General features: G+C 73.8%; 19 protein-coding genes. 7 read left to right on the top strand and 12 right to left on the bottom strand.

The genetic code is table 11. The annotated features are described in order from the left end of the window. Nucleotides 1–62 precede the first annotated feature (62 nt). The 6 genes from O7602_RS07765 to O7602_RS07740 form a co-directional block, all read right to left on the bottom strand. A complete protein-coding gene (locus tag O7602_RS07765; protein WP_281590197.1) occupies nt 63–2,342 on the bottom strand; it encodes a cellulose binding domain-containing protein in 2,280 nt (759 codons plus the stop codon). A 349-nt stretch (nt 2,343–2,691) separates the two neighbouring features. Further along, entirely contained in the window at nt 2,692–3,792 is a 1,101-nt protein-coding gene (locus tag O7602_RS07760) for a sulfite exporter TauE/SafE family protein (RefSeq protein WP_281587532.1), read from the bottom strand. 121 nt (nt 3,793–3,913) lie between these two features. Further along, entirely contained in the window at nt 3,914–4,384 is a 471-nt protein-coding gene (locus O7602_RS07755; RefSeq protein ID WP_281587531.1) for an Rrf2 family transcriptional regulator, read from the bottom strand. 142 nt (nt 4,385–4,526) lie between these two features. After that, the gene (locus O7602_RS07750; protein WP_281587530.1) at nt 4,527–5,411 is read right to left on the bottom strand and encodes an acyl-CoA thioesterase II; all 885 of its coding nucleotides are present in this window, start codon (nt 5,409–5,411) and stop codon (nt 4,527–4,529) included. Between the two features lie 101 nt (nt 5,412–5,512). Continuing rightward, complete coding sequence (gene pyk / locus O7602_RS07745) at nt 5,513–6,961, bottom strand: pyruvate kinase (protein WP_281587529.1); 1,449 nt, start codon at nt 6,959–6,961, stop codon at nt 5,513–5,515. A 304-nt stretch (nt 6,962–7,265) separates the two neighbouring features. Next, entirely contained in the window at nt 7,266–7,631 is a 366-nt protein-coding gene (locus tag O7602_RS07740) for a YciI family protein (RefSeq protein ID WP_281587528.1), read from the bottom strand. A gap of 223 nt (nt 7,632–7,854) precedes the next feature. Here O7602_RS07740 and O7602_RS07735 point away from each other — a divergent pair, with 223 nt between their 5' ends. The 3 genes from O7602_RS07735 (at nt 7,855) to O7602_RS07725 (ending at nt 13,116) form a co-directional block, all read left to right on the top strand. Then, nucleotides 7,855–10,515: a SpoIIE family protein phosphatase gene (locus O7602_RS07735; RefSeq protein WP_281587527.1), complete on the top strand. Its 2,661-nt coding sequence runs from the start codon at nt 7,855–7,857 to the stop codon at nt 10,513–10,515. 77 nt (nt 10,516–10,592) lie between these two features. Then, a complete protein-coding gene (locus O7602_RS07730; RefSeq protein ID WP_281587526.1) occupies nt 10,593–11,459 on the top strand; it encodes an aldo/keto reductase in 867 nt (288 codons plus the stop codon). Between the two features lie 67 nt (nt 11,460–11,526). Beyond that, a complete protein-coding gene (locus tag O7602_RS07725) occupies nt 11,527–13,116 on the top strand; it encodes a GMC family oxidoreductase N-terminal domain-containing protein (RefSeq protein WP_281587525.1) in 1,590 nt (529 codons plus the stop codon). Nucleotides 13,117–13,214: 98 nt separating this feature from the next. On the opposite strand, the gene O7602_RS07720 is transcribed toward O7602_RS07725, so the two are convergent. Both O7602_RS07720 and O7602_RS07715 read right to left on the bottom strand, forming a co-directional pair. Further along, the gene (locus O7602_RS07720) at nt 13,215–14,111 is read right to left on the bottom strand and encodes an alpha/beta fold hydrolase (RefSeq protein WP_281587524.1); all 897 of its coding nucleotides are present in this window, start codon (nt 14,109–14,111) and stop codon (nt 13,215–13,217) included. Between the two features lie 292 nt (nt 14,112–14,403). Next, nucleotides 14,404–14,856, bottom strand: coding sequence for a response regulator (locus tag O7602_RS07715; protein ID WP_281587523.1), 453 nt, complete (start codon nt 14,854–14,856; stop codon nt 14,404–14,406). Between the two features lie 150 nt (nt 14,857–15,006). Between O7602_RS07715 and O7602_RS07710 the strand changes: the two genes are divergently transcribed. Then, a complete protein-coding gene (locus O7602_RS07710) occupies nt 15,007–16,356 on the top strand; it encodes a pentapeptide repeat-containing protein (RefSeq protein WP_281587522.1) in 1,350 nt (449 codons plus the stop codon). Between the two features lie 7 nt (nt 16,357–16,363). Here the strand turns inward: O7602_RS07710 and O7602_RS07705 are convergent, their stop codons facing one another. The 3 genes from O7602_RS07705 to O7602_RS07695 all read right to left on the bottom strand — a co-directional run bounded on the left by O7602_RS07705 (nt 16,364) and on the right by O7602_RS07695 (nt 20,672). Beyond that, a complete protein-coding gene (locus O7602_RS07705; protein ID WP_089157165.1) occupies nt 16,364–16,627 on the bottom strand; it encodes a DUF6244 family protein in 264 nt (87 codons plus the stop codon). 462 nt (nt 16,628–17,089) lie between these two features. Continuing rightward, the gene (locus tag O7602_RS07700) at nt 17,090–17,926 is read right to left on the bottom strand and encodes a hypothetical protein (RefSeq protein ID WP_281587521.1); all 837 of its coding nucleotides are present in this window, start codon (nt 17,924–17,926) and stop codon (nt 17,090–17,092) included. 244 nt (nt 17,927–18,170) lie between these two features. Then, the gene (locus tag O7602_RS07695; protein WP_281587520.1) at nt 18,171–20,672 is read right to left on the bottom strand and encodes an FtsK/SpoIIIE domain-containing protein; all 2,502 of its coding nucleotides are present in this window, start codon (nt 20,670–20,672) and stop codon (nt 18,171–18,173) included. Nucleotides 20,673–20,862: 190 nt separating this feature from the next. Here O7602_RS07695 and O7602_RS07690 point away from each other — a divergent pair, with 190 nt between their 5' ends. From O7602_RS07690 to O7602_RS07680, 3 genes are all read left to right on the top strand, one after another. Next, a complete protein-coding gene (locus O7602_RS07690) occupies nt 20,863–22,272 on the top strand; it encodes an alkaline phosphatase PhoX (RefSeq protein ID WP_281587519.1) in 1,410 nt (469 codons plus the stop codon). A gap of 199 nt (nt 22,273–22,471) precedes the next feature. Continuing rightward, entirely contained in the window at nt 22,472–23,059 is a 588-nt protein-coding gene (locus O7602_RS07685; RefSeq protein ID WP_281587518.1) for a type II toxin-antitoxin system antitoxin SocA domain-containing protein, read from the top strand. Beyond that, the gene (locus O7602_RS07680; protein ID WP_281587517.1) at nt 23,056–23,637 is read left to right on the top strand and encodes a Fic family protein; all 582 of its coding nucleotides are present in this window, start codon (nt 23,056–23,058) and stop codon (nt 23,635–23,637) included. Before O7602_RS07685 ends, O7602_RS07680 begins: the two co-directional genes overlap by 4 nt. Nucleotides 23,638–23,979: 342 nt before the next feature. Here the strand turns inward: O7602_RS07680 and O7602_RS07675 are convergent, their stop codons facing one another. After that, nucleotides 23,980–24,705: an SDR family oxidoreductase gene (locus O7602_RS07675; protein WP_281587516.1), complete on the bottom strand. Its 726-nt coding sequence runs from the start codon at nt 24,703–24,705 to the stop codon at nt 23,980–23,982. Between the last annotated feature and the right edge of the window lie 12 nt (nt 24,706–24,717).

Raw genomic sequence — 24,717 nt, 5'->3', positions numbered from 1 at the left:
GTGGTGCACCGGGTCGCCGGCGGAGCGGATTCCGCGGCCGGCGACCCGGTGCCTTTTTCGCCTCAGCGCAGGTAGATGTTCGGCGCGGCAGGCGTGCTCATGCCGTCACCGAGGAAGAAACTCGGGTGCGGCGGCTGGTTGTAGGCGGTGTTCTGCCAGGCGACGGCCACCCGATACTGCGGGTCGTGCATCAGGGTCGGCAGGCGCAGGCCCGTGGTGACGGGCGTGCTGTAGATGCGCAGCGCGGAGCTGTCGGAGGTGCGCCACACCACCTCCTCGCGCCAGTCGCCGAGGATGTCGCCGGAGAGCGCCGGGGTGGACTTGGTGCCGTTGTTGGACGCGACGTTGCTGCCGGTGAGCAGCCGGGTCTCGCCGCCGGTGCCATACTTGTCGATCTTGGTGGCGTCGAGCAGCTCGCGGACCGGGTCACCGTCCCACCAGATCAGGAAGTTCGCCGAGGACGGCTTGCGGCCGACGTTCTGCCCGCGGGTGTTGAGCAGGCCGTCCGCCGCCGACGACCAGGACTCCGCGCCCGGGCTGCCGGCCCAGACGTCACCGGAGACGCCACGGCCGTTGTCGCCGTTCGGCGACGTCTGCCAGAGGATCTGGCCGGTACGCGCGTCGGACATCCACGAGCTGGGCTTGCTGCCGTCCTCGTCCACCTTGAAGACCTCCATGCCGGAACGGGACGGATCGAGGTCGCCGACGTGCAGCGCGTCGCCGTGCCCGTTGCCGGTGGAGTAGAGCAGCCGGCCGTTGTCGTCGATGGTGGCCGCCCCGTACACGATCTCCTGGCGGCCGTCGTTGTCCACGTCGGCCACGGAGAGCTGGTGGTTGCCCTGGCCGGCGGCGGCGCCGTTGCCGGAGGAGTTGGAGTCGAACGTCCAGCGCTTGGTCAGCGACCCGTTGCGGAAGTCCCACGCGGCGATCACCGCCCGGGTGTAGTAGCCACGCGCCATGATCAGTGACGGGCGCTGGCCGTCCAGGTAGGCGGTGCCGGCGAGGAACCGGTCGACCCGGTTGCCGTACGAGTCGCCCCAGGACGAGACGGTGCCGCGCGGCGGGTCGTAGTTGACCGTGGACAGCGCCGCGCCGGTGCGGCCGTCGAACATGGTCAGGTATTCCGGGCCGGCGAGCACGTAGCCGCTGGAGTTGCGGTAGTCGGCCGAGGAGGAGCCGATCACCTGGCCGGTGCCGGAGCGGGAGCCGTCGGCGGTCTTCATGGCCACCTCGGCGTCGCCGTCGCCGTCGTAGTCGTACACCTGGAACTGGGTGTAGTGGGCCCCGGCGCGGATGTTGCGGCCCAGGTCGATGCGCCACAGCCGCGTGCCGGTGAGGGTGTACGCGTCGACGTAGACGTTGCCGGTGTAGCCGGACTGCGAGTTGTCCTTGGCGTTCGACGGGTCCCACTTGAGCACGAACTCGTAGCGGCCGTCGCCGTCGAGGTCGCCGACGCTGGCGTCGTTGGCGGAGTAACTGTAGGACTCGCCGCTCGGCGTGGTGCCGCCCGGCGGGGCCTGGATCGGGACGTCCAGGTAGCCGTTGGCGAACTGCAACGCCGGGGCGGACGCCGCCTGCTCGGCGCCGTTCACCACAGCCCGCACGGTGTACGCGGACCCGGCGGACGCACCGTTGTCCAGGTAGCTGGTGGCGCCGGTGATCGGACTGCCGTTGACCTTCGTGCCGCCCCGGTAGAGGTTGAACGACACACCCGAGGTCTCGGTGCCGAGCAGTCGCCAGGACACCAGGTTCCCGCTGCCGGAGCGGACACTCACCAGCCCACGGTCGAGTTTCTCCATCTGCTTGGCGCCGGCCGGCGGGGTGGTGGGCGGCGGCGTGGTGGTGGGCGGCGGCTCCGTCGGTGGCGGCGTGGTGGGTGGCGGAGTCGTCGGACCGGACGTCGTCGGCGTCGCGGTCGGGGGCGCGCCGGTGCAGGTGGTGCCGTTGAGCGTGAACGTGGTCGGGGCCGGGTTGGAGGCGTTGTTCCACGAGCCGTTGAAGCCGAAGTTGGCGGTGCCACCGGTGCCGATCGTGGCGTTGTAACCGGCGTCGCGGGCGGTGACCTGGGCGCCGGACTGGCTGACCGTGGCGTTCCAAGCCTGGACGACCTGCTGACCGTTGGCGAAGCTCCAACCGAGCGTCCAGCCGTTGACCGGATCGCCGAGGTTGGTCACGGTGACGTCGGCGCCGAAGCCGCCGCCCCACTGGTTGGTGACCCGGTAGTCGACCCGGCAGGCGGCGGCCGCGGCCGAGGCCGTCATGGTGGTGAGCGCGCCCGCCGTCAGGGTGGCCGCCGAGACCGCGGCGAGCAGTGCGATCCGGCGTGAGGTGGTGTGGTGCACGGGGTTGCCTTTCGCGAAGGTCAGGCACGCGGCGACGCCGGCCTGCCCGGGCCGGCGGGAAGTGTGCACGCGCGTTGACGCGACGGAACGTCAGACATCGACGCATGTAATTAGCTCCCGTGCCCCGCCAGCCTAAGACACCACCCCACGCCCCACAAGCAGGGGGTAAAGGCGGGGGCCCCGCTTAACGCTTTCGGTAGAGGAAGGGCCCCCGGTTAACACCCCCGGCGTCGGCTCACGCCTGCGGCGTCGGCGAGCGCGCGATGGCGTGGACACACGCACAGGGTGGGCGACGCCTGGCGGGGAGCCGGACCGGAGCGGCCCGCGGCTCGTCCGTACCGGTGGAGACTCAGCCCTCGACGGCGGCGGCAAGCCGCCGGGACGGCTCGGCCTCGACGGCCGGGGCGGCGGCGGCAACGGCCGGAGCGGCCTCGACCGCCGGATCCACCGCCGCGACCGCCGGATCCGCCGCCTCGGCAATCGGCGCCGCGCCCGCGGCGGACCCCGGGACGACGGTGTCGGACCCCGCGGCGTCGGACACGACGGCGTCGGCCGGAGTGGCGGCGAGCGCCGCCTCGACCGTGGCCCGTGCCCGGCGGACGCGGCGCAGGGCCCGCACCGCCAGCACCACGGCGGCCAGCCAGCCCGCGCCGAGCACGGCGTAGACCAGGGCCGGCACCGGGCCGCCGAGGTCGCCGGCGCGCAGCAGGGTACGGGCGTTGGTCAGCACGATCACGCCGCCGATGACGGCGCCGAGCACCTGGGCCGGCACGATGCGGACCAGCCAGGCCGCGATCGGCGCCGCGATCAGGCCGCCGATCAGGAGCGCGGCCACGGTGGGCAGCAGGAAGCCGTCGGACCCGAGGCCGATCAGGAAGCCGAGGCTGGCCGCGCCGGCGACCACGAACTCGGAGGTGTCCACCGAGCCGATGACCTTGCGGGGTTCCATCCGCCCGGAGACCAGCAGGGCCGGCGTGGCGACCGGACCCCATCCGCCGCCGCCGGTGGCGTCGACGAAGCCGGCGACCAGGCCGAGCGGGGCGAGGAAGCGACTGCGCAGCCGGCCGGCGGCGCGGTTGGCCCGCAGCGGCCGGGAGAAACGGACCAGCAGGTACGCGCCGAGGGTGAACAGGATCGCGGCCATCCACGGGGCGGCCGACTCGGTGGAGATGGAGCTGAGGAACGTGGCCCCGGCGAACGCGCCGAGCGCGCCGGGCAGCGCGATCCGGGCGACCACCTTCCAGTCGACGTTGCCGAAGCGCCAGTGGGCCACGCCGGCGGCGAGTGTGGTGCCGATCTCGGCGAGGTGCACCGAGGCGGACGCGGCGGCCGGCGCGACACCGGCGAAGAGGAGCAGGGTCGAGGAGGTCAACCCGTAGGCCATGCCGAGCGCGCCGTCGACCAGTTGCGCGGCGAGCCCGACGAGGGCGAGGACCAACAGCTTGCGCACGAGCGCCCCCTGACTTTTCGGCATCTCCTATCGACTTGGTCGACAATGCGGCACGGAGGCGTCCTCGGTCAAGTCCCCCATCCGGTTGGTGAGACGCGCCGGACGGCCCGTCGGAGAGTCGTCAGCTCCAGGCGCGCGGGTCGGCGGCCAGCTCGTTCACCCGGCCCGGCAGCTGCCCGGCGGCCACGTCGGCGATGGTGACCAGCTCCAGAATCTCCCGCTCACTGGCCCGCAACGCGATCCACACGTCCTGCAAGGCGCGGGCCGCGCCCTGGTAGCCGAGCTGCTCCGGGCGTTGCCCGCGGACGTGCGCGAGCGGCCCGTCGATCACCCGGATCACCTCGGCCAGGGATATCTCCGCGGCCGGGCGGGCCAGCCAGTAGCCGCCCTCGGGGCCACGCTGGGCGTGCACGACGCCGCCCCGGCGCAGTTGGAGCAGGATGCTCTCAAGAAACTTCGGCGGGATGTCCTGTGACCGGGCGATCTGTTCGGCGGTCACCGGCCGGCTCCGCCCGGAGGTCGTGCCCTCGGCGACCGAGGCCAGCTCGGCAGCCGCACGGAGGGCATAGTCGACCCGGGCGGAGAGACGCATGCCGGCAAGGTTAGTCGCCTGCTCAGCCGACCGGTCCCCCGACCCGCGACCGGACGTTGAGCGGGACCCGGCCGCCGCCGTACGTGTTAAAAAGGGGCCCCGCCTCTACCGGAGGCGTTAAGAGGGGGCCCCGCCTTGCACCTCAGGCGCCGACGCGGCGCAGCAGGCCCTCCTGGACGGCGCTGGCGATGTGGTTGCCCCTTGTGGTGAACATCCGGCCGGTGGCCAGGCCCCGGGCACCCGAGGCGGACGGGCTCCAGCAGTCGTAGAGGAACCACTCGTCGGCCCGGAACGACCGGTGGAACCAGAGCGCGTGGTCCAGGCTCGCGCCGACCACGCCACCGGGCCCCCACACCTCGCCGTGGACCGACAGCACCGAGTCCAGCAGCGTCAGGTCGGAGGCGTACGTCAGCGCGCACGCGTGCAGCAGCGGATCGTCGGGAAGCTTGCCGTCGATGCGCATCCAGACCCGCTGGTGCGGCTCGGCGGGACGGTCGCCGGGGCGGACCCAGCCGGGCTCGCCGACGTAGCGGACGTCGATCGGACGCGGGATCTGACCCCAGATGCCGAGCCGCTCCGGGTAGCGGGAGAGCCGGTCGGCCATGGTCGGTACGTCGTCCGGGCCGGGCACGTCGGGCGGGACCGGGGCGTGGTGGTCCAGCCCCTCCTCCCGCCGCTGGAACGAGGCCGACATGAAGAAGATCGGCTTGTCGTGCTGCAACGCCACCGAGCGGCGCACCGAGAAGGAGCGGCCGTCCCGGACGTTCTCCACCTGGTAGTCGATCGGCTCGGCCGGGTCGCCGGGCCGCACGAAGTAGCCGTGCAGCGAGTGCACGGCCCGCTCCGGGTCGACCGTGCGGCCGGCCGCCACCAGCGCCTGCCCGGCGACCTGCCCGCCGTAGACCCGCTGCGGGCCCACCGGCGGGCTCATCCCGCGGAAGGTCATGTCGCCGGTCGGCGCCAGGTCCAGCACCTCGAGGAGCTGGTCGACGGCGGCCTGCCCGGTCGCCGCCGGAGCGTCACTCACTGGTTGGCCTTCGTTCGCGACCGCGTGGCCCGCACAACCGGCTCACTCCTCGCGCTCACCATGCAACCTCCGTCCGTGACCGCGGGGCCCGCCGAGCGGGCTCACTGGAGCGCGCGCGCCGACGCGGCGTCGACGAGCGAACCGAGCTGGTGTACGCGCAGCGTGTTGGTGGAGCCGGGGGTGCCGGGCGGGCTGCCGGCCACGATCACCACGTAGTCGCCCGGGTTGGCCCGGTCGAGGCCGAGGAGCGCCTGGTCGACCTGTCGGAACATGTCGTCGGTGTGCTGCACGAACGGCATCAGGAACGTCTCCACGCCCCAGCAGAGCGCGAGCTGGTGGCGCACCTCCGGGACCGGGGTGAAAGCCAGCAGCGGCAGGTCGCAGTGCAGTCGGCTGAGCCGCTTCACGGTGTCGCCGGTCTGCGAGAACGCCACCATGGCCTTGGCGCCGATGGCGCGGGCGATCGACGACGCGGCGACGGTGAGCGCGCCGCCGTGCGTACGCGGGTCGTGCTGGAGCCGGGGGACGGCGATGGAGCCGGCCTCGGTGGTGGTGATGATCTTGGCCATGGTGCTCACGGTGAGCACCGGGTACTTGCCGACGCTCGTCTCGCCGGAGAGCATCACCGCGTCCGCGCCGTCGAGCACCGCGTTCGCCACGTCGGAGGCCTCGGCGCGGGTCGGTCGCGAATTCTCGATCATGGAGTCGAGCATCTGGGTGGCCACGATGACCGGCTTGGCGTTCTCCCGGCAGAGCTGCACGGCGCGCTTCTGCACCAGCGGGACCTGGTCCAGCGGCAGCTCGACGCCGAGGTCGCCGCGGGCGACCATGACGCCGTCGAAGGCGAGCACGATCGCCTCCAGGTGGTCGACCGCCTCCGGCTTCTCGACCTTGGCCAGGACCGGGCGGCGGACGCCCTCCTCGTCCATGATCGCGTGGACGAGCTTGATGTCCTCCGGCGAGCGGACGAAGGAGAGCGCGACCAGGTCGACGCCGAGGCCGAGGGCGAAGCGCAGGTCCTCGGCGTCCTTGTCGGACATGGCCGGGACGCTGACCGCCACGTTCGGCAGCGAGACGCCCTTGTTGTTGGAGACCGGGCCGCCCTCGGTGACCAGACAGCGGATGTCGTTGCCGGTGACGTCGCTGACCTCGACCGCGACCCGGCCGTCGTCGATCAGCAGCCGGTCGCCCGGCTTCACCTCCTGCGGCAGCTTGCGGTAGGTGCAGGAGACCCGCTCCTTGGTGCCGACGATCTCGTCGCCGGTGATCGTCACGGAGTCGCCGGTGCGCCACTCGTGCGGCCCGTCGGCGAAGCGCCCGAGGCGGATCTTGGGGCCCTGGAGGTCGGCGAGCACGGCGACCGGCGCCCCGGCCGCCTCGGCGGCCTCGCGGACCATCCGGTAGACCGACTCGTGGTCGGCGTGACTGCCGTGGCTGAAGTTGAGCCTCGCCACGTTCATGCCGGCCTCGACGAGCCCGCGGATACGCTCCGGGGACGAGGTGGCGGGGCCGAGAGTGCAGACGATCTTCGCGCGGCGTGTCACGCCCATCAGGCTAGTCTCTCCTTCGGATCGGCCTGCCGACCGACCCCTTGCGGACTGCGGAACAGTTGTCCAACGACGCGCGAAACCCGCGCGAGCGGGCGGTGGGCGTACCGCACCGGAACGTCGTGTGTGGCGGGCATCGGCGACCGCGCGGCGGAAATCGTACCGCTCGCCGTCGCCGGCCGGCGGGGTGCTCCCGGTGCGCTCCGGGCAACCGGCTGGACCGGGGCGCCGGCGGGCCGGACGCGACCGGGGACGGCGGGCCGGACACCGACGTCGCGGCCCCGGCCGGCACCGACGCGTCGGCGCCTCAGCTCTCGGTCTTGACCAGCGGAAAGTCCAGCGACCCGGCCGCGCAGAGGAAGGTGAGCACCTCCACCCGGTAGAGCCCGGCCTGCACCGCCGGGTCGGCCTCCATGACGCTGCGTACGTCGTCCACCGAACCGGTTCGGGACAGCCCGAAGCCGATCGGCGGGTCGGGTTCGCGCGCCGGGCCGTCCACCGAGCCGTCGACGAGCACGATGCCGCGCCGCTGCAACGCCTGCATGTGTCGCAGGTGTTCGGCCTGGAGCCGCCGTACGGTCTCCTCCGGCAGCGCCCGGCCGGACGGGCCCGGGTAGAGCACGATGCACTCGTAGGTGTCCAACGCGAAGTCGAGCCGGGGCGTCGCGCCCATGCGCACCTCCTGACCACCGTCCCGCCCAGCCTCGCACGGCGGACCCGGCCCCCGGGCGGGCTCGCGGCAACTGCCCCGGCCCCGCCCGGTTGCCGACGTGCCGGGAGCTTCGTCCCCGCCCGTCGTCCCCATGCTCCGAACCGGATCGACGATCGTCGGCACGGCGGGCCGCTGGTACGTTTCCCGGTACTGCCGACGCCCACCGGCCGAGCGGAGGTCCCGGGTGAACGTCACCCCGCCGGACGACCCTCGGTGGCCGGACACCGTCGCCGCCACCGGCGGGCGCGCGGGCGCGGTGATCACGGCGTACGACTGGTCCGGCACCCCGCTCGGACCGATCGAGGGCTGGCCGCAGAGCCTGCGTACCGCGCTGGCGCTCTGCCTGCGCTCCCCCGGCCCGGCGGTGCTGTGGTGGGGCGACGGGCCGGTGCCGCTGCCCAACGACGCGTACCGGCGGTTGCTCGGCCCGGGCCGGGAGGTCGCGCCGGACCGGCCGGCGGCGCGGGCGTGGCCGGGTGACTGGGACGCGCTCGTTCCGCTGCTCGCCCGCCGGGACGCCGGCACCAGCCCGGACGTACGGGTGCGGCACGCGCGCGACGGCGACCGCTGGTTCACCTTCACGCACAGCCCGGTGACCGACGAGTCGGGCCGGCCGGCGGGTGTCCTCAGCGTCGGCGCGGAGACCACCGCGCGGGTGGTGGGCGAGCGCCGGCTGCGGCTGCTCGTGGCGCTGGGCGCCGCGCTCGCCGACGCGGCCGACCCGGAGGAGGTGGCCCGGCGGGCGGTCGACACGCTCGGTGGCGCCGCCTCGATGCCGTTCGTCCGACTCCACCTGGCCACGCCGGGCGGCCCGCGGCTGGCCGCCACGGCCGGGGCCGAGGTCCCGCCGGTGGGCGACCTGCCGCTGGCCGAGGTGCTTGCCGACGGCGCGCCCCGGCTGGTGCCGCCGCACCTTGCCGGCGGTCGGGCGGACGCGCCGGTGGTGGCCGTGCTGCCGGTGCCCGATCCGGGCGCCGCTGCCCCGGCCGGGGTGCTCGTGGTCGGGCTGGACCCGCACCGCGCGGTCGACGCCGACCACCGTGCGTTCGTCGGGCTGCTCGCCGGTCAGGTGGGCGTCGCGCTGGCGGCGGCCCGGGCGCGCCGCCGCCGGTCCACCGACCGCGCCGGGCCGGACGCCGCCGTCACCGTGGACACCGGCGACCGGCGTACCGCGTTCGTGGCCGCCGTGACGCGGGACGTCAGCGACCGGCAGCGGGCGCTGCGGCGGGCGGAGGCGCTCGCCCGGCTGGCCGGGGCGCTCAGCTCGGCGCGGGGCCGGGAGGCCATCGTGGAGGTGCTCACCACCGTCGCCCCGGACGTGGTGGACGCCGCCGCGCTGCGGGTGGCGGTCGCCCTGCCCGGCCGTACCGTGCTCGACGTGACCGGTGGCGACGCCCCGCCCGGGCCGTTGCCGCTCGACACCGACGCCCCGCTGGCCCGGGCGGTACGCGACAACGCGGTGCTGCCGGTGACCGGCGCCGACGGCCGGACCACGGGGCTCTGCCTGCCGCTGCGCTACGGCGACGGTGTCGCGCTCGGCGCTCTGGAGGTGCGTTGGGCCGACCCGGTCAGCGACGACGACGCGCTGCACAACCTGCTCGACGCGGTGGCCGCGCTGTGCAGCCAGGCGTTGCAGCGGGCCGAGCTGATCGGGTCGGCGCAGGCCATGGCCGTGTTCGCGGCCCGGTTGAGCGTGACCCGCTCCACCGCCGAGGCGATCGAGGTGATCCTCGACGCCCCCACCACGGTGTTCGGCGCGGAGTTGCCCGGCCTCGCCATGCGGGACGAGGGCCGCCGGGTCCGGCTCTGGTACCACGACGACGTGCCGGGCACGCTCGCCGCGGCGTTCCACGACCTGGGCGTCGACGACCCGCGCCCGCTCGTGCGCGCGCTGCGCGACGGGACGCGCATCGTGCTGCGGGACCGCGCCGAGTTCGCCGCCCGGTTCCCCGGCCTGCCCGACCCGGTCGGCGCGCACGGCCTGGTGACCACCGTGGCGCTGCCGCTGTTCGGCGCCGAGCGCCGGCCGATCGCCGCGCTGGGTTTCGGCTGGCGGCGGGAGCGCCCGCTGCGCGACACCGACCTGGCGTCGCTGAACACCGTCGCCGACCTGTGCGAGCAGACGCTGGAGCGGGTCCGGCTGGCCGCCGCCGAGCACAATCTGGTGACCCGCCTGGCCGGCCGCCTGCGCAGTTCGTCGCTGACCCCGCCGAAGGGCCTGGAGGTCGCCACCCGCTACCGACCGGCGATGAGCGGCCTGCACCTGGGCGGCGACTGGTACGACCTGGTCCGGCAGGACGGCGACCGGCTGGCCGTGGTGGTCGGCGACGTGGTCGGGCACCAGGTCGAGGCCGCCGCCGACATGGCCCAGCTGCGCACCATGCTGAACACGCTGATCCGGTTGGGGGTGCCGCTGGCGGAGGTGTTCCTCCGCCTCACCGAGCTGCTCGGCGTCGGGTTCCTGGGCACCTGCCTGATCGCGGTGGTCGACCCGGTGGCCGGCACGGCGCAGGTGGCCCGGGCCGGGCACCCGCATCCGGTGCTGCTGCCGGCCGGGCAGCCGCCGCGCGCCGTGCCGACGGCCCACGCGCTGCCGCTGGGCATGGTGGACGCGCCGATGACCGTGGCCACGATCCCGTTCGCTCCGGGTGACGTGCTCGTCGCGTACACCGACGGGCTGGTGGAGCGACGCGGCCGGCCGTACGACGAGGGCGTCGCGGCGCTGCACCGGACGCTTGCCGCGGTGCGGGACGAGCCGGCGGAGGCGATCGCGGACGCGCTGCTGCACGATCTGGCCGGCTCGGAGGACGACCAGGCGCTCGTGGTCTTGCGGCATCGGCGGTGAACAGGCTTCGGCGGCAGGTTTCGGGGAATGTCCTCCGGTCGGGACCCGAACCGGTGAGGACCAGCAGGAGGACCATGATGACCACAGGCACGCAGCCGGCCAAGGCGTCGGGCAGCTACCGGATCGGCGGTGACCTGCGGGTCGACCGCCTCGGATACGGGGCGATGCAGCTCACCGGCCCCGGTGTCTGGGGCGACCCGAAGGACCCGGCCGAGGCGGTGCGGGTGCTGCGCCGCGCGTACGAGCTGGGGGTCACGTTCGTCGACACCGCCGACTCGTACGGGCCGTTCGTCAGCGAGCTGCTGATCCGAGAGGCGCTGCACCCGTACGCCGACGACCTGGTGATCGCGACGAAGGCCGGGCTGACCCGCTCCGGTCCGGGCGACTGGCGGCCGGTGGGGCGCCCGGAATATCTGCGCCAGCAGTGCGAGCTGAGCCTGCGCCATCTGGGCCTGGACGCGATTCCGCTCTATCAGTTGCACCGGATCGACACCAAGGTGCCGCTCGCGGATCAGCTCGGTGAGTTGGCGTTGCTGAAGGAGGAGGGCAAGATCCGGCACATCGGGCTCTCCGAGGTGACGGTCGAGCAGATCGAGGCGGCCCGGAAGATCACCCCGATCGTGTCCGTGCAGAACCTCTACAACCTGGCCGACCGCGGCGCCGAGGACGTGCTGACCCACTGCGAGCGCAATGACCTGGCGTTCATCCCGTGGTTCCCGATCGCCACCGGCAACCTGGCGCGACCCGGCGGGCCGCTGGACGAGATCTCCACCGCGCACGGCGCCAGCCCCGCGCAGCTCGCCCTGGCGTGGCTGTTGCGCCGGTCGCCGGTGATGCTTCCCATTCCGGGTACGTCGTCGGTGGCGCACCTGGAGGAGAACGTCGCGGCGGCCGAGGTCGAGCTGACCGACGACGAGTACGAGGCGCTGGCGAAGGCGGCCTGAGCCTCTATGCGCGGTGTGGTCGAGCAACTACTGTCGGAAGGATTCTCGTGACTGGGGGTCCACGGCAGTGGAATTCGATTACGTCGTCGTCGGGGCCGGCGCGGCGGGATGCGTGCTGGCCGACCGGCTGACCGAGGATCCGGGCACCCGGGTCCTGCTGCTGGAGGCGGGCGGCTGGGACCGCAGCCCGTTCGTCCGGGTGCCGAAGGCGTTCGCGCGGCTGATGGACGATCCGCGTACCGCCTGGCACTACCCGGCGACGACCGGGCCGGGCCGGCGGGAGACCTGGCAGCGCGGCCGGATGATCGGCGGTTCCACCTCGGTCAACGGCATGATCTGGAGCCGCGGCGCGGCCCGGGACTGGGACGCGCTGGCACCGCTGGGGTGGGGCTGGTCGGTCATGCGGCAGGTGTTCCAGCGGGTGGAGGACCACCCGCTGGGACCCGCGCCGCACCGGGGCGTCGGCGGGCCGGTGCGGCTCTCCGTGGCCACCGGCACCGACCCGCTCGCCGAGGAGATGGTGGCCACCGGCGCCGAGCTGGGCTGGCGGCCGGCGGACGACCTGGACGCCGGCGACGACGAACGGATCGGCTACCCGACCGCGACCATCCACAGGGGACGCCGGGTCAGCGCCGCCGACGCGTTCCTGCACCCGGCGCGTCGCCGCCCGAACCTGACCGTCGTGGTCGGCGCGGTCGCGCTGCGCGTGCTCGTCGAGGGCGGCCGGGCGGTCGGCGTACGGGTGGCGCACCGCGGCCGGGAGGTCGAGCACCGGGCTGCCGGCGAGGTGATCCTCGCCGCGGGCGCCCTGGCCACCCCGCAGCTGTTGCAGGTCTCCGGCATCGGCCCGGCCGGGACGCTGCGTGCCGCCGGGGTGCCGGTGCTGCTCGACCGGCCCCGGGTGGGCGCCGGGCTGCGGGAGCACCTGTCGATCGCGTTGCAGTACCGGCTCGCCGAGACCGGCGGCCACAACGCCCGGCTGGCGGGCCCACTCGGGCAAGCCCGCGCGACGGTGCGCTGGCTGCTCACCCGCGGCGGCCCGCTGGCGTTGCCGGTGTTCGACGTGGCGGCGCACGTGAAGTCCCGGCCGGACCTGGACCGGCCGGACGGCCACCTGCTGATGGCGCCGTTCTCGGCCGCCCCGCCCCGCCCGGGCCGGGCGCTGGAGCTGGAACGGGAACCGGGCGTGATGTGCCTGGGCACGGTGACCCGGCCGGACAGCGAGGGCAGTCTCACCGTCACCGACGCCGACCCGCGCACCCCGCCGTCGATCGTGGCGAACTACCTCGCCACCGGGCACGACCGGCGGGTGGCGGTGGACCTGTTCCGGCGGATGCGGGAGTTCTTCGCCAGCGGGCCGATCGCCAAGCGGATCGACGCGGAGACGGTGCCCGGCCTGGCGACCCGGACGGACGAGGAGATCGTCGAGGCGGCGGTGGCGCACGGCTACTGCGGCTACCACGCGATCGGCACCTGCGCGATGGGCGCGGACGACGACGACGTGGTCGACGCCGAGCTGCGGGTACGCGGCGTCGACGGGCTGCGGGTGGTGGACGCCTCGGTGCTGCCGGTGATGGTGGCGGGTTGGACCAGCGCGCCGGTGACGGCGCTGGCCTGGCGGGCCGCCGACGTGATCCGGGGCCGCGCCGAGGGGTGACCGCGTGGCGTTCGCGCGCCCGCCCGGCGCGGCGTTCGCCGGGCCCGCCCCGGCGCGGCGTTCGCGGGCCCGCCCGGTCGTGGCGGGCCCGGAGCCGCTCAGATCGCGAAGCAGTTGGGCCGGATCGCGGCGCCCGCGAGGGTCTGCCGCACCGCCGTGTAGGTGGTGCCGTCGAGGACCAGGCCGAGGTGGCCGACGACCCGCAGCGGGCACCATGCCTGCACCAGGATGTTCGTCGCGCCGTCGGCGAGCACCGCGTTGTCGACCGGCCGGACCAGCTCGTCCTGCCAGGTGCGCAGCGTGGTCCAGCGGACCGGCCCGGGGGTGTCGTCACCGGCGTTCAGGTCGGCCAGGAAGCTCGACCCGATGGTCATCTGCTGGCAGGCGACGATGCCGGCGCAGCTGCCCAACCCGACGACGGCGAGGATGTTGGCGACGTACGTGCCGTACTGCGGGCTGCCCAGGCTGATGTACTGGTCGACCCGGTCGGCGCCGCCGAGGTTCCGCACGTACCAGCGGCTGACCAGCCCACCCTCGGAGTGGGTGACCAGGTCGACCCGGCTCGCCCCGGTGGCGGCGCGCACCTGGTCCACGTAGGACGACAGCGCCCGGGCGGACTCGCGGATGTCGCCGAGGCCGAGGTTCGGCAGTTGGTAGATCGAGACCCGGTAGCCGTCGGCGCGCAGCCGGGCGGCGATCGGCTCGTACGCGATGGAGACCCCGATCAGTCCGCCGACCACGATGACCGGGTCGGCCGCCGCGGCGGCAGCCCGTTCGGCGGCCGTGGCGGCAGTGGTGCCGGTGGTGGCAGTGGTGCCGGTGGCGGTGGTGCTGGCAGCGGTGGTGGTGGTGGTGGTGCTGGCGGTCGTCGGTGACGCGGGCTCGGCGGCGTGGGCGGCGGTGGCCGGGACGAGCAGGGCGACGGCGGTGGCCGGGACGAGCAGGGCGGCGGCGGTAGCGGTGGCGGTCGTGGCGAGGATCGTTCGGAGCAGCATGGGCTGCACCTCCGATGGGAGGCACCCGGTCGGGACCGGGAGGGACGGGTGGGATCCGATCGATCGTGGGAACGATGATGCGTGTCAGATTTCACACCCGTCAATGGAAAGTTACGCACCGGTAACCAGTTGGTGCGCCCTGCGCGCAAACCGGCACCTCGGACACCGCCGCCTGACCTGATCCACTCCACCTCGCCGAACTGGCTGCTTCCGGGACATGCCGACCCCACCACTTCGCCGAAATGGAGTGGATCAAGAGTCACCTCGGCACAGCCACGAGGACGACTGTCGGTCAGACGTGGAGAATCCGTGCCAACTCGGTTGGAGACGCGGTGCAACTGACGCCGGCGATGGCCCCGGACTCGGCTCGATACCGCGCGACTCCGCGCGGCGAGGTGTAGAAGACCACAGGCGTCTGATCCCCTTGCCTGCGCAGGTCGCGCACAAGATCAAGCCCTGCGGTGGCGTTGAACCGACCGTTCTCCATCCGGCCCATGTCCGACACGATGACGGTTGGCCCGGTGCCACTGATCAGCTTCAGAGCCATCTCCGTCGACGTCGCCTGCACCACCTCGTAGCCGCCGTCGACGGCCCGGGCGCGCTCGTACACGTTCGCCTCCGGCTCGTCGTCGACCGAGTGACTGTCGCGAAGCAGCCGACGCGCTGCGGGCAGTAGATATACCAGCACCACGATCACCAGGAGTGGCCACGCCAACATGGCCACCGCTCGCAAGATGTCCGCCATGTCACCGTTCCGTGAGACAGTGAAAGAATTCACCGAAGCTAATGCATGGCGACGGCCCGACCGCCCGCATGGTCGGCCAGCCGATATGGACGGTCTGCACCGGCGAGGACCGGTCCCACGGCGACCCGCGTGGGTGGCATGCTGGGCGCCGTGTCCGCCCCACCGCCGCCGGAGAAGCCGCTCCGGGTGATGCCCTGGTGGCTGGCGCTGCTCGGGCTGCTGCTGGCTGCCGGTCTCGGCTGGCTGGTGCTCGGCTGGCTGCTCACCGAGGCCGACCGGGCGGCCCAGCCCGACACCCGGGCCACGCTGCGCGTCGACGCCATCCGCACCGGCCTCACCGTGGTCGCCGGCACCGGCGGCGGGCTCGCGCTGCTGTTCGCCGCCCGTCGACAGTGGATCAGCGAACGCGGCCAGCGGCACCAGGAGGCCGTCGCCGCCCACGACCAGGCGCACCGGGACCGGGTGCAGGCGCACGCCGAGGCGGTCGCCGAGGCCGCCGCACGGCACCAGGAACGCCAGGCCACCGCCGCCGAGCACGACGCCGGTGAGCGGCGACTCACCGAACTCTACGTCCGGGCGATCGAGCTGGTCGGCAGCGACAACCCGGCGGTACGCCTCGGCGGCCTGCACGCCCTGGAGCGGCTCGGTCAGGACAACCCGGGGCAGCGGCCGACCACCGTGGCGGTGCTCTGCGCGTACCTGCGGATGCCGGCGCCCGACGACCCGCGCGAGACCGAGGTGCGCCGCACCGCGCAGCGGATGCTCACCCGGCACCTGCGGGCGGACCGGGACACCTGGTGGCCGGACATCGCGCTGGACCTGACCGGCGCCCGGCTGGACGACTTCGACGCCGCCGGCTGCACCCTCGTCGATCTGGACCTGACCGGCGCGGTCTGCACCGGCGTCACAAGCTTCGCCGGCGCGGTCGCGCACGGCCGGATGCGGCTGACCGCCGAGTTCGCCGACCTCGTGTGCGACGACCTCACCGGCGACGCCGACATCGTGCTCGACGACGCCCGGGTCACCGGCCGGGCCAGCTTCGACCGGGCCGACCTCGGTGGGGCGCTGTCCTGCCTCGGGACGCGCTTCGGGCAGGCGTCCTTCCACGCCGCCACGCTGCGGCAGCCGAGCAGCTTCGACCGGGCCACGTTCGCCGGCGCCGCCACGTTCCGGGAGGCGGTGTTCCTGGCCGGGCTCTCCATGGAGCACACCGGTTTCGCCGGGTACGCGGGCTTCCGCCGGACCCGCTTCGCCGACCTGGCGTTGTTCCGCTGGACCGAGTTCGGCGCGGAGGCGTGGTTCGAGGGCGCCCGCTTCGAGGGCGGCACCAACTTCGGCCGGGCCGTGTTCCACGGCGGGGCCCACTTCGAGGGGGCGGAGCTGGCCCGCCGGCCCCTGGTCGACCAGGCCCGCGCGTCGACATCCGTCACCCACGACTGGCCCCGGGACGTCACGGTGACGCGACGCGACGACGACTGGCTCGTCCTCACCGACCCGTGACGGCCGGTCAGTTGCCGAGCGCCTGGACCTTGGCGATGGTCTCCTGAACGTGCTGGCGGGCCGGCTCGCCGCCCTGCGCGGCCTGGGCGAGCGCCTGCCGGTACGCGTCGATGACCCCGATCAGCGGCCCCGCCGTCGCGCCTTCGAGCGCGCCGGCGACAAGCGCCCGCGCCTCGGCCGCGTCCTGTGCGGCGGCGGCCGTGCGGGCCTTCGCCTCGTCCAGCTTCTGTGCCGCCGCCGCCAGCCTGGCGATGACCTCCGCAGCGCTCACAAGCCCTCCCCATTCGCTCGCGCCAGCCTACCCCCGCTGCCCCGCCCGACCACCCCGCATCATGGAGTTGTGGCACCCCACAAAGCCACAGACGCCGCATTCCCCGGCACCATAAGTCGAAGATCCCGTGATCATGAGGTTGGCGGCGATGTCGATCTGGCGGGGTCAACTTCATGATCACCGCCCTGTCGGGGCCCGGAACGGCGTGGGTGCCCGGCACACCCGTGCCGCTCCACCCGGTCAACTCGCCCATCCGACGGGCTCGGCCGGCCAGATGATCACGAAGTTGACCCGCTGGAACAGCGCCCCGAACCCTCAACACCACGAACCCCTCGACAACCCCACTCACAGATCGACACCGCCGCCCGGATCTTGGAAGGAAACGGCCCCCGGAGGGGCCCGGAGCTTCCAAGATCTCTCCGGTTCCCGACAGGCGAGATGACTTGTCCAGGAGGCGGGCGTTTAGCGCAGGAGGCGGAACAGGACCAGGTAGAGGCAGAACAGCGACGGGGAGACCAGCCCGCAGATCACGAAGCCGAGCGGCACGTAGCGCCCGGCCGGGGCCTCAGCGTCGGCCAGCACCGGGCGGCCCCACTTCCCCAGCACGAGCTGACCGGCCACGAAGGACATCAACGGCACGCCCGCGCACGACACCGCCGCCACCAGGTCCATCCCGGAGACCGGCAGCGGCGTGCCGACAAGCGCGACCAGCATCAGCAGCGACCCGACGAGCGCGCACCCGGCGTAGACGGCCACCGCCCGGCCCGGCGCGGACCAGGTCGGCAGCAGCACCGGCCGGCGGGCCAGCGCCTCCGCCTCCTGCCCGTGCCGGTCGGCCTCGTCGGCCAGCCGCCCGGCCAACGCCAGCTCCGCCGCCGGGTCACCCGCCGACGCGGTCCCGCTCCCCTCGGGGTACGCCCCGACCCCCGGCCGCCCTGGCGCGGCGGCTGCGCCGCCGATCGCCCCGTCCCCAGACCCGGGCCCGACGGTCGAACCAGCCACCGTTCCAGGCCCGACGGGCGAACCGTCCCCAGACCCGGGCCCGACAGGCGAACCAGCCACCGGTCCAGGCCCGACGGGCGGGCCGGCTGCCTCCGGGACCGACCGCATCGGCATGCCGACCGCCTCACCCAGCCGGTCCAGGCGCTCCCCCTGGGCGGCCAGCCGCCGCCCGACCGTGTCCACGCCGGACTGGAGGTCACGCCGGCGCTCCGCCTCGGCGGCGACCGCCCGCTCCCCGCCCCGCTGCCGGGTGGACAACTCCCGGAGCAGCGCCGCGTAGTCGTCGAACCCACTCATGCGGTACCACTGCTCATTCGCGACTGCGGGGCTCGCAAAACCGGCTCACTCCTCGCACTCATGCGGTACCACTGTTCATTCGCGACTGCGGGGCTCGCAAAACCGGCTCACTCCTCGCACTCATGCGGTACCACTGCTCATTCGCGACTGCGGGGCTCGCAAAACCGGCTCACTCCTCGCACTCATGCGGTACCACTGCTCATTCGCGACTGCGGGGCTCGCAAAACCGGCTCACTCCTCGCACTCATGGGCTGTCGCTCTCGGCGGCGAACGGCACGATCAGGGCGGTGCGGTGGTCGTGCCGGTCGACGAGCAGGGCGCGGCCGTCACGCGGGGTGTAGGCGAGGTCGTGCACCCCGAGGTGCAGCCCCAGGTCGGCGGCCGGCACGTTCAACGCGACCAGGCCGGTCACGTCGTCGCGGTGCCCGCTGCCGCCGAGGTCGTCGGCGAGCCGGCGCAGCCCGCGCCACCAGCCGAGCACGTGCACGCCGCGCCCCGGGCCGTGCCGCAGCACCGCGCGCAGGTCGTCGTGGCCGGAGCGGAACGTGCCCGGGTCGGTGGCCGCGAGCGTGCCGGCGGCGGCGTCCATCCCGAACCCCACCAGGTAGGTGCGGCCCGGGTCGGGCGCGTCGCCGGCCGCCTCGGCGAGGTACGCGCGCAGCGCGTCGGCGTCGAGCCGGCGGACCGGGTGGCCGGCGGCGGCGAACGTCATGGCGAGGTCGTCGGCGAGGTCGGTGGTGCCGGGGGCCAGCGGCGCGAAGAGGAACCGGGCGGTGCCCGGGACGTGCTGCCGGGCCAGTGCCAGGGCCGCGCACCGGAGCACCTCCGCGCCGGTGGCGGCGGTGCCGACCACGGCCAGGTGCCGGCCGGGGCTGGCGTCGAGGGCGAACCCGGCCGGGCTGCCGGCGACGTCCACCACGCGGCCGACCAGGGCGTACGGCGGGTCGGTGCCGGGGGTCAGCGCCGCCCAGGCGGGGTCGTCGGCGAGCCGGGGCGTGTCGTGGCCGCGGAAGACCGCCGGCGGGTGCGCCCCCTCCGGCCGGGCCGCGTGCAGCTCGTGGCGCAGCGCCGCCAGGTCGACCGCGGCGGCGTGCGCGTCGGGGAAGCGCACCTCGACGTCCGCGCCGGGCGCGCCGGCGGCGGTGTTCACCACGGCCGTGCCGACGGTCAACCCGCGGGCGGCGTCGTTGCGCGGGTCCAGCACGCCGTCCCCGCCGGGCAGCGCGATACGCAGCGGGAACTGGCCGAAGATGGCCTCGGCACGGCCGTAGAGGGCCTCGACGCCTGTGGTGCTCTGGCTGGCCAGCACCAGGTGCAGGCCGTACGAGCGGCCCTTGCGGGCCAGCTCCTCGATCAGGTCGACGGCCTGCCGGGCCAGCGCGTCGTTGCCGGCGAACAGCACCTGGAACTCGTCGACGACGGTGACGATCCGGGGCGGCCGGGCGTTCGGCGGCACGTCGGCGAGCCGGCTGACGCCGTGGCGCTTGAGCAGCTCGGCCCGGCGGGTCAGCTCGGCGCGCAGCTCCCGGAGCACCGCCACGCCGTACTCGCGGTCGGACTCGATGCCGACGGCCCCGGCGTGCGGCAGCCAGGACGGGTCGCGCGGGGTCGGCACGAACTCGGTGAAGCTGACGCCCTCCTTGAAGTCGAGCAGCATCAGGCGCAGCTCGGCCGGGGAGTAGCGGGCGGCCAGCCCGTAGAGCACGTCGAGCAGCAGCACCGTCTTGCCGGCGCCGGTGCGCCCGCCGACCAGCCAGTGCGGCGTGGCGTCGTCGAACGCCACGCTCACCGGTTTCCGCCCCGCCCGGCCGAGCACCGTGCGCAGCCCGGCGGCGGCCGACTCGGTCCAGCGGTCCGGCGGCAGCAGGTCGGCGAAGGTGATGCCGGAGGAGTCGTCGGCGGCCTCGGCGAGCCGGCGGGCCAGCGCGGTCACCGCCGCGTGCGACGGGCCGCCGTCGAGCACCACGGGCGCGGCCAGCCCACTGCCGTCGGCGCTGAACGGGCGCCCCGGCGGGTCGCCGACCAGGGCGTAACGCTCGGTCACCCGGAGCTGGGTGGTGGCACCCAGCGGCGGCGCCCCGCGTGCCCCGGCCAGCAGCACGCACACCGCCGCGGCCGGGCCGGCGTGGGTGAGCGCGGCCAACCGGGCCAACTCCCGCGCCGGCGGCGCCGACGCGACGACCACCACGAGCAACTCCCGGTCCTCCGGGTCGGCCCGCTGGGCGGTACGCGCGTGCCGCTCGGCGGCGTCCAGCAGCGCGGTCGTCTCCGCCTCGGTGGTCGCCGTCGCGCCGAGCACCCCCGCGTCGTGCAGCGGGCGCAGCGGCAGGAACGCCGCGCCGAACGCGGCCTGGTCGACGCCGACCACCCGGACCGCGCCGGCCGGGGCGGCGGTGAGCAGCCGCACCACCACCACGCGCAGCAGCTCACCGACGCGCGGGTCGCGGGCGTCGGCGTCGATCGCCAGGTGGGCGCCGGCCCCGACCGGCACGAGCACCGGGAACGCGCCGTCGACAGTGGTGGCGACGCCGAGGCGTACCGGCGCGGGGTGGGTCGCGACGCGGGCCGTGCCGGGCACCGCGGCGGCCAACTCCCCGCCCAGGCGGGCCAGCCGGGCGACCAGCTCGGGGCTGCCGACGGGGGCCGGGCCGGCGGCGCTCAGCGCCCCGCGGGCCGACTCCCAGTGCCGCCGCGCCGCCCGATGCCGCTCGACCGCATGCCGGTACGCCGCCGCGAGCCTGTTCACCCCGTCCGCCCTCCGACGCCACCGTCTGCGATCGAGGGAACCCTAACGGACGCGCACCGCGAGGGCACGACGTGCTCGGCACCCGGGATTCGTCCACTGTTCACCCGGCCGGGGCCGGCCCCGCCGCCCGCCGTTCCCCCGGCCCGGCTTGCCTGCCAAGGCAACCTCATGTGCACAGGAAGGCGACGACGTGACCTCCTCTCCTCTTTCCCGGCGGTCCCTGCTGGGCGGCGCGGCCGGCGGCCTCGGCATCGTGGTGGCCGGCAACCTGGACGCCATCGCCGGCCCGGCGGCGGCCCGGGCCGCGTGCCGCCCCGCCGCCGGCTACGGCGACCTGGTGCCGGACCCGGCCGGGCTGCTGGCGCTGCCGCCCGGCTTCTCCTACACCGTCGTCGCCCAGGCGGGCGCGACGCTGCTCGAATCGGGGCAGGCGACCCCGAGCGACGCCGACGGCACCGGCTGCTTCCGCGGCCCGCGCGGCTCGGTGCTGGTGAACAACCACGAGATCGGCGGCGACGAGCCGTACCCGGTGCCGGCGCTGCCCGGCCTCACCTACGACCCCGGCGCGCGCGGCGGCACCACCACCATCGAGGTGGACAGGCACGGCCGGCGGCTGCGCGAATACGTCAGCGTGGCCGGCACGCACAACAACTGCGCCGGCGGCATCACCCCGTGGGGCACGTGGTTGACCTGCGAGGAGACCGAGCAGCGGGCCGGCGGTCAGTTCCAGAAGGACCACGGGTACGTCTTCGAGGTCGACCCGCACGACCGGTCGGCCAACCAGGATCCGGTGGCGCTGACGTTCCTCGGCCGCTACTCCCACGAGGCGGTGGCGGTCGACCCGTACACCCACTCGATCTATCTGACCGAGGACGCGAGCGGCCCGCACGGGCTCTACTTCCGGTGGACGCCGCCGCCCGGCTTCCGGGCCGGCAAGGGCGCGCTGCGGGCGCTCGCCCAGCGGCCCGACGGCGGCACCGCCGGCACCCTCGAAGCGATGCGCTGCCTGCGGGGCGACGGGCACGTGGCCGACCTGTCCGAAGCCACCAGGCCGGGCACCCGGTACAAGGTGGAGTGGGTGCAGGTGCCGGACCGGGACGCCCGGACCGTGTCGGTGCGCAAGCAGTTCACCGACGCCGAGGTGACCCGCAGCCGCAAGCTGGAGGGCGCCTGGTGGGGCGACGGCGGCGCGTACTTCGTGGCCAGCTTCGCCCGGCACGACGACGGCAGCGTCAACGAGCACGACGGCCAGGTCTGGTTCTACGACCCGCGGCGGCAGACCGTCACGCTGAAGACGATCTTCGGGGTGAACACCGACCCGGAGGCCGACCACGGCAACTACGACGGGCCGGACAACATCACCGTCTCCCCGTACGGCGGGGTGATCCTGGCCGAGGACGGCGAGGGCGTGTCGCACCTGGTGGGGATCACCGAGCAGGGCAAGGCGTACCCGCTGGCCCGCAACGAGCTGAACGACAGCGAGTTCACCGGTCCGACGTTCAGCGCGGACGGGAAGATCCTGTTCGCGAACATCCAGACGCCGGGGTACGTGTTCGCGATCACCGGGCCGTGGGGGCGCCCGAGCAACGCGCACCGCTGAGTCGTGTCGGCCGGCGGTTCCGTGTGGGGAGCCGCCGGCCTGAGCGCCTCCTGGTGTACGACAGACGTCGCAGATCGGCGGATCGGTGAGTCCCTACTCGGTAGGCGTAGATTCCTCGCTCGACACCGCTCGGCGGGTCGCCTGGCCAGGCGGATCATCGGTAGTCTCTGAGCAGGGCCGATGAAGGAGGTGTCCCCCGATGGCCAATGCACACGACGTCGCTGCGGCAGTGCTCGCCGAGGTCGGCCGGGTCACGGCGATGAAGCTCGAAAAGCTCGTCTACTACTGCCAGGGGTGGCACCTGGCCCGCAGCGGAGCCCCCCTGTTCACCGAGCCGATCGAGGCTTGGCGGGAGGGCCCTGTCGTTCCCCAGCTATACCGGCAACACCGCCAGCAGCTCTACGTGTCGGACTGGCCCCTCGGGGACGCCGCCCAGCTCACCGACGCCCAGCTCGACTGCGTCCGCTGGGTCACCCGCGAGTACGGCAAGTTCTCGGCGGCTGAGTTGTCAGCGATGACACACAACGAACTGCCCTGGCGAGCGGCTCGGAGGGCGCTGCCCGAATCCGCCAGTTCCTCGGAACATCTCGACGTCGACCTGATGCGGACGTACTACGCGAGGCAGATGGCGAGCACGGAGACGGCAGTCGCCTCGGCCACGGCGAACGCCGCCATCGAGGGCGAGGAGTTCGGCGAGGACTGGCAGGAGCGACTTCGCGACGTGGCCTCGGGTCTGGTCAGCGCGGAGGACCTGATCGCCGAAGAGATCGCCCGCCTGCGTGGATGAGTGATCCGTACTGCTGGCCGGGTACGGATTGCCTGGTCAACAAATTGGGCCTGAAGGATGCCGCCACCCTGCGCGACACAGAGTTCCGCCTCGTCTCGATCCGGGACGTGCAGGTCGCTCGAAACATCATTCCGGGAAACTATGGTCTGGGCCACCTCCAAGCCTTCCACCGTCATCTCTTCGGTGACGTGTACGGATGGGCGGGCCAGACACGCACGGTCGACATCAGTAAGCCCGGTGCCCGCTTCTGCCACTGGCGGTTCATCGACGACCAGGTGGGCACTGTGCTCGGCCGACTGTCCGAAGACGGCTTCCTGCTCGGTCTGAAGCGCGAGCCGTTCGTGGAGTCGCTCGCCCACTACTACGGCGAACTGAACGTCTGCCACCCGTTCCGGGAGGGGAACGGCCGCACCTTGCGCGCCTTCCTGCGCCAGCTCGGCGCGGCGGCCGGCTATCTGCTCGACTGGTCGGAACTCAACGCGGCGGACAACATCGCCGCCTGTCTCCGGCACCTGAACACCGACAAGACGGATCTGTTGGTGACAACGCTTGATCCGGTTGTGCGGCGGATCAGCTGAGCCGCTCCGAATGGCCCCCGCTCCCAACTTCTCGCATCTCCACCTCGGCACGCTGCGCCCGCGTACGAGCCCGACCCTGATCGGAAACGGCCGTCCCAGGTCGGGCAAGCTCGGCGTCGAGGTCCTCGGCACGCATTCGCGCCCGCACGGCGTCAACGACGTAGGCGCTCGCGTTCGACTCGCGCTCCAGACGCTGCGCGACGTCCGTAGGCAGCGAGAACGACTTCTTCCGCGCCGGGCCGGTCATACCCAGATCCTGCCGGACGACGGGGCCTGGCGACGCGCGCCGCGCCGGGTCCTTCCCGGGCGGACGCAGCGCTGGCAGGGCTTGGCGTCAGACGGTCACCAGGGGATCGCGCCGTTGTCGTCGAAGAAGCCGCCGCGCGGGCCGTCGTCGGGCAGGGTGGCCAGCCGGACGGCGATCGCGGCGCCCTGTTCCGGGGTGCGAGGTGCGGCGAAGTTGGTGAAGTCGGTGGCCACCCAGCCGGGGCAGGCCGCGTTGACGATGACGTTCGTGTCGGCGAGCCGGCGGGCGTACTGGGCGGTGATGCTGTTCAGCATTGTTTTCGACGGGGCGTAGGCGGCCAGCACCGGGCCGGTGGCGAGCGTCAGCGAGCCCATGTTGCTCGACATGTTGACCACGCGTGGCGACGGTGCACGCCGCAGCAGTGGCAGCATCGCGTTCGTCACCCGGATCACGCCGAACACGTTCGTGTCGAGGACGGTGCGCAGGACGTCGAGGTCGAGCGTCGTCGGATCCTGCGCACCGCCGTCGGCCGGGCCGGAGATGCCCGCGTTGTTGACCAGCACGTCGAGCCGTCCGCCCGTCCGCTCGACGGTGGTCGCCGCCGCGGTGACGCTGTCGTCGGAGGTGACGTCGAGCGCGATCCCGAACGCGTCGACCCCGGTGGTACGCAGCCGCGCGACCGCCTCCTCCCGCCTGGCGTCGTCACGGGCGCCCACCGCGACCGTGAAGCCGATCGCGCCGAGGCCCTGTGCGACGGCGAAGCCGATGCCCTTGTTCGCGCCGGTGACAAGCGCGGTCCTGTTCTCTTTCACCTGACCCATGCTGGCGAGCGG

Source organism: Micromonospora sp. WMMD1128 (assembly GCF_027497235.1).
Classification (GTDB): Bacteria; Actinomycetota; Actinomycetes; order Mycobacteriales; family Micromonosporaceae; genus Micromonospora.
The sequence above is the reverse complement of the archived record's forward strand: the minus strand, read 5'-3'. Positions and strand labels throughout refer to the sequence as shown.

Excerpts from the sequence above, each read along its gene's own strand:
- O7602_RS07715 (WP_281587523.1), bottom strand. The coding sequence starts at position 14,856 with ATGGCGGACATCTTGCGAGCGGTGGCCATGTTGGCGTGGCCACTCCTG.
- O7602_RS07685 (WP_281587518.1), top strand. The coding sequence starts at position 22,472 with ATGGCCAATGCACACGACGTCGCTGCGGCAGTGCTCGCCGAGGTCGGC.
- O7602_RS07730 (WP_281587526.1), top strand. The coding sequence starts at position 10,593 with ATGACCACAGGCACGCAGCCGGCCAAGGCGTCGGGCAGCTACCGGATC.
- O7602_RS07680 (WP_281587517.1), top strand. The coding sequence starts at position 23,056 with ATGAGTGATCCGTACTGCTGGCCGGGTACGGATTGCCTGGTCAACAAA.
- O7602_RS07755 (WP_281587531.1), bottom strand. The coding sequence starts at position 4,384 with ATGCGTCTCTCCGCCCGGGTCGACTATGCCCTCCGTGCGGCTGCCGAG.
- O7602_RS07720 (WP_281587524.1), bottom strand. The coding sequence starts at position 14,111 with ATGCTGCTCCGAACGATCCTCGCCACGACCGCCACCGCTACCGCCGCC.
- O7602_RS07700 (WP_281587521.1), bottom strand. The coding sequence starts at position 17,926 with ATGAGTGGGTTCGACGACTACGCGGCGCTGCTCCGGGAGTTGTCCACC.
- O7602_RS07675 (WP_281587516.1), bottom strand. The coding sequence starts at position 24,705 with ATGGGTCAGGTGAAAGAGAACAGGACCGCGCTTGTCACCGGCGCGAAC.
- O7602_RS07740 (WP_281587528.1), bottom strand. The coding sequence starts at position 7,631 with ATGGGCGCGACGCCCCGGCTCGACTTCGCGTTGGACACCTACGAGTGC.
- pyk (WP_281587529.1), bottom strand. The coding sequence starts at position 6,961 with ATGGGCGTGACACGCCGCGCGAAGATCGTCTGCACTCTCGGCCCCGCC.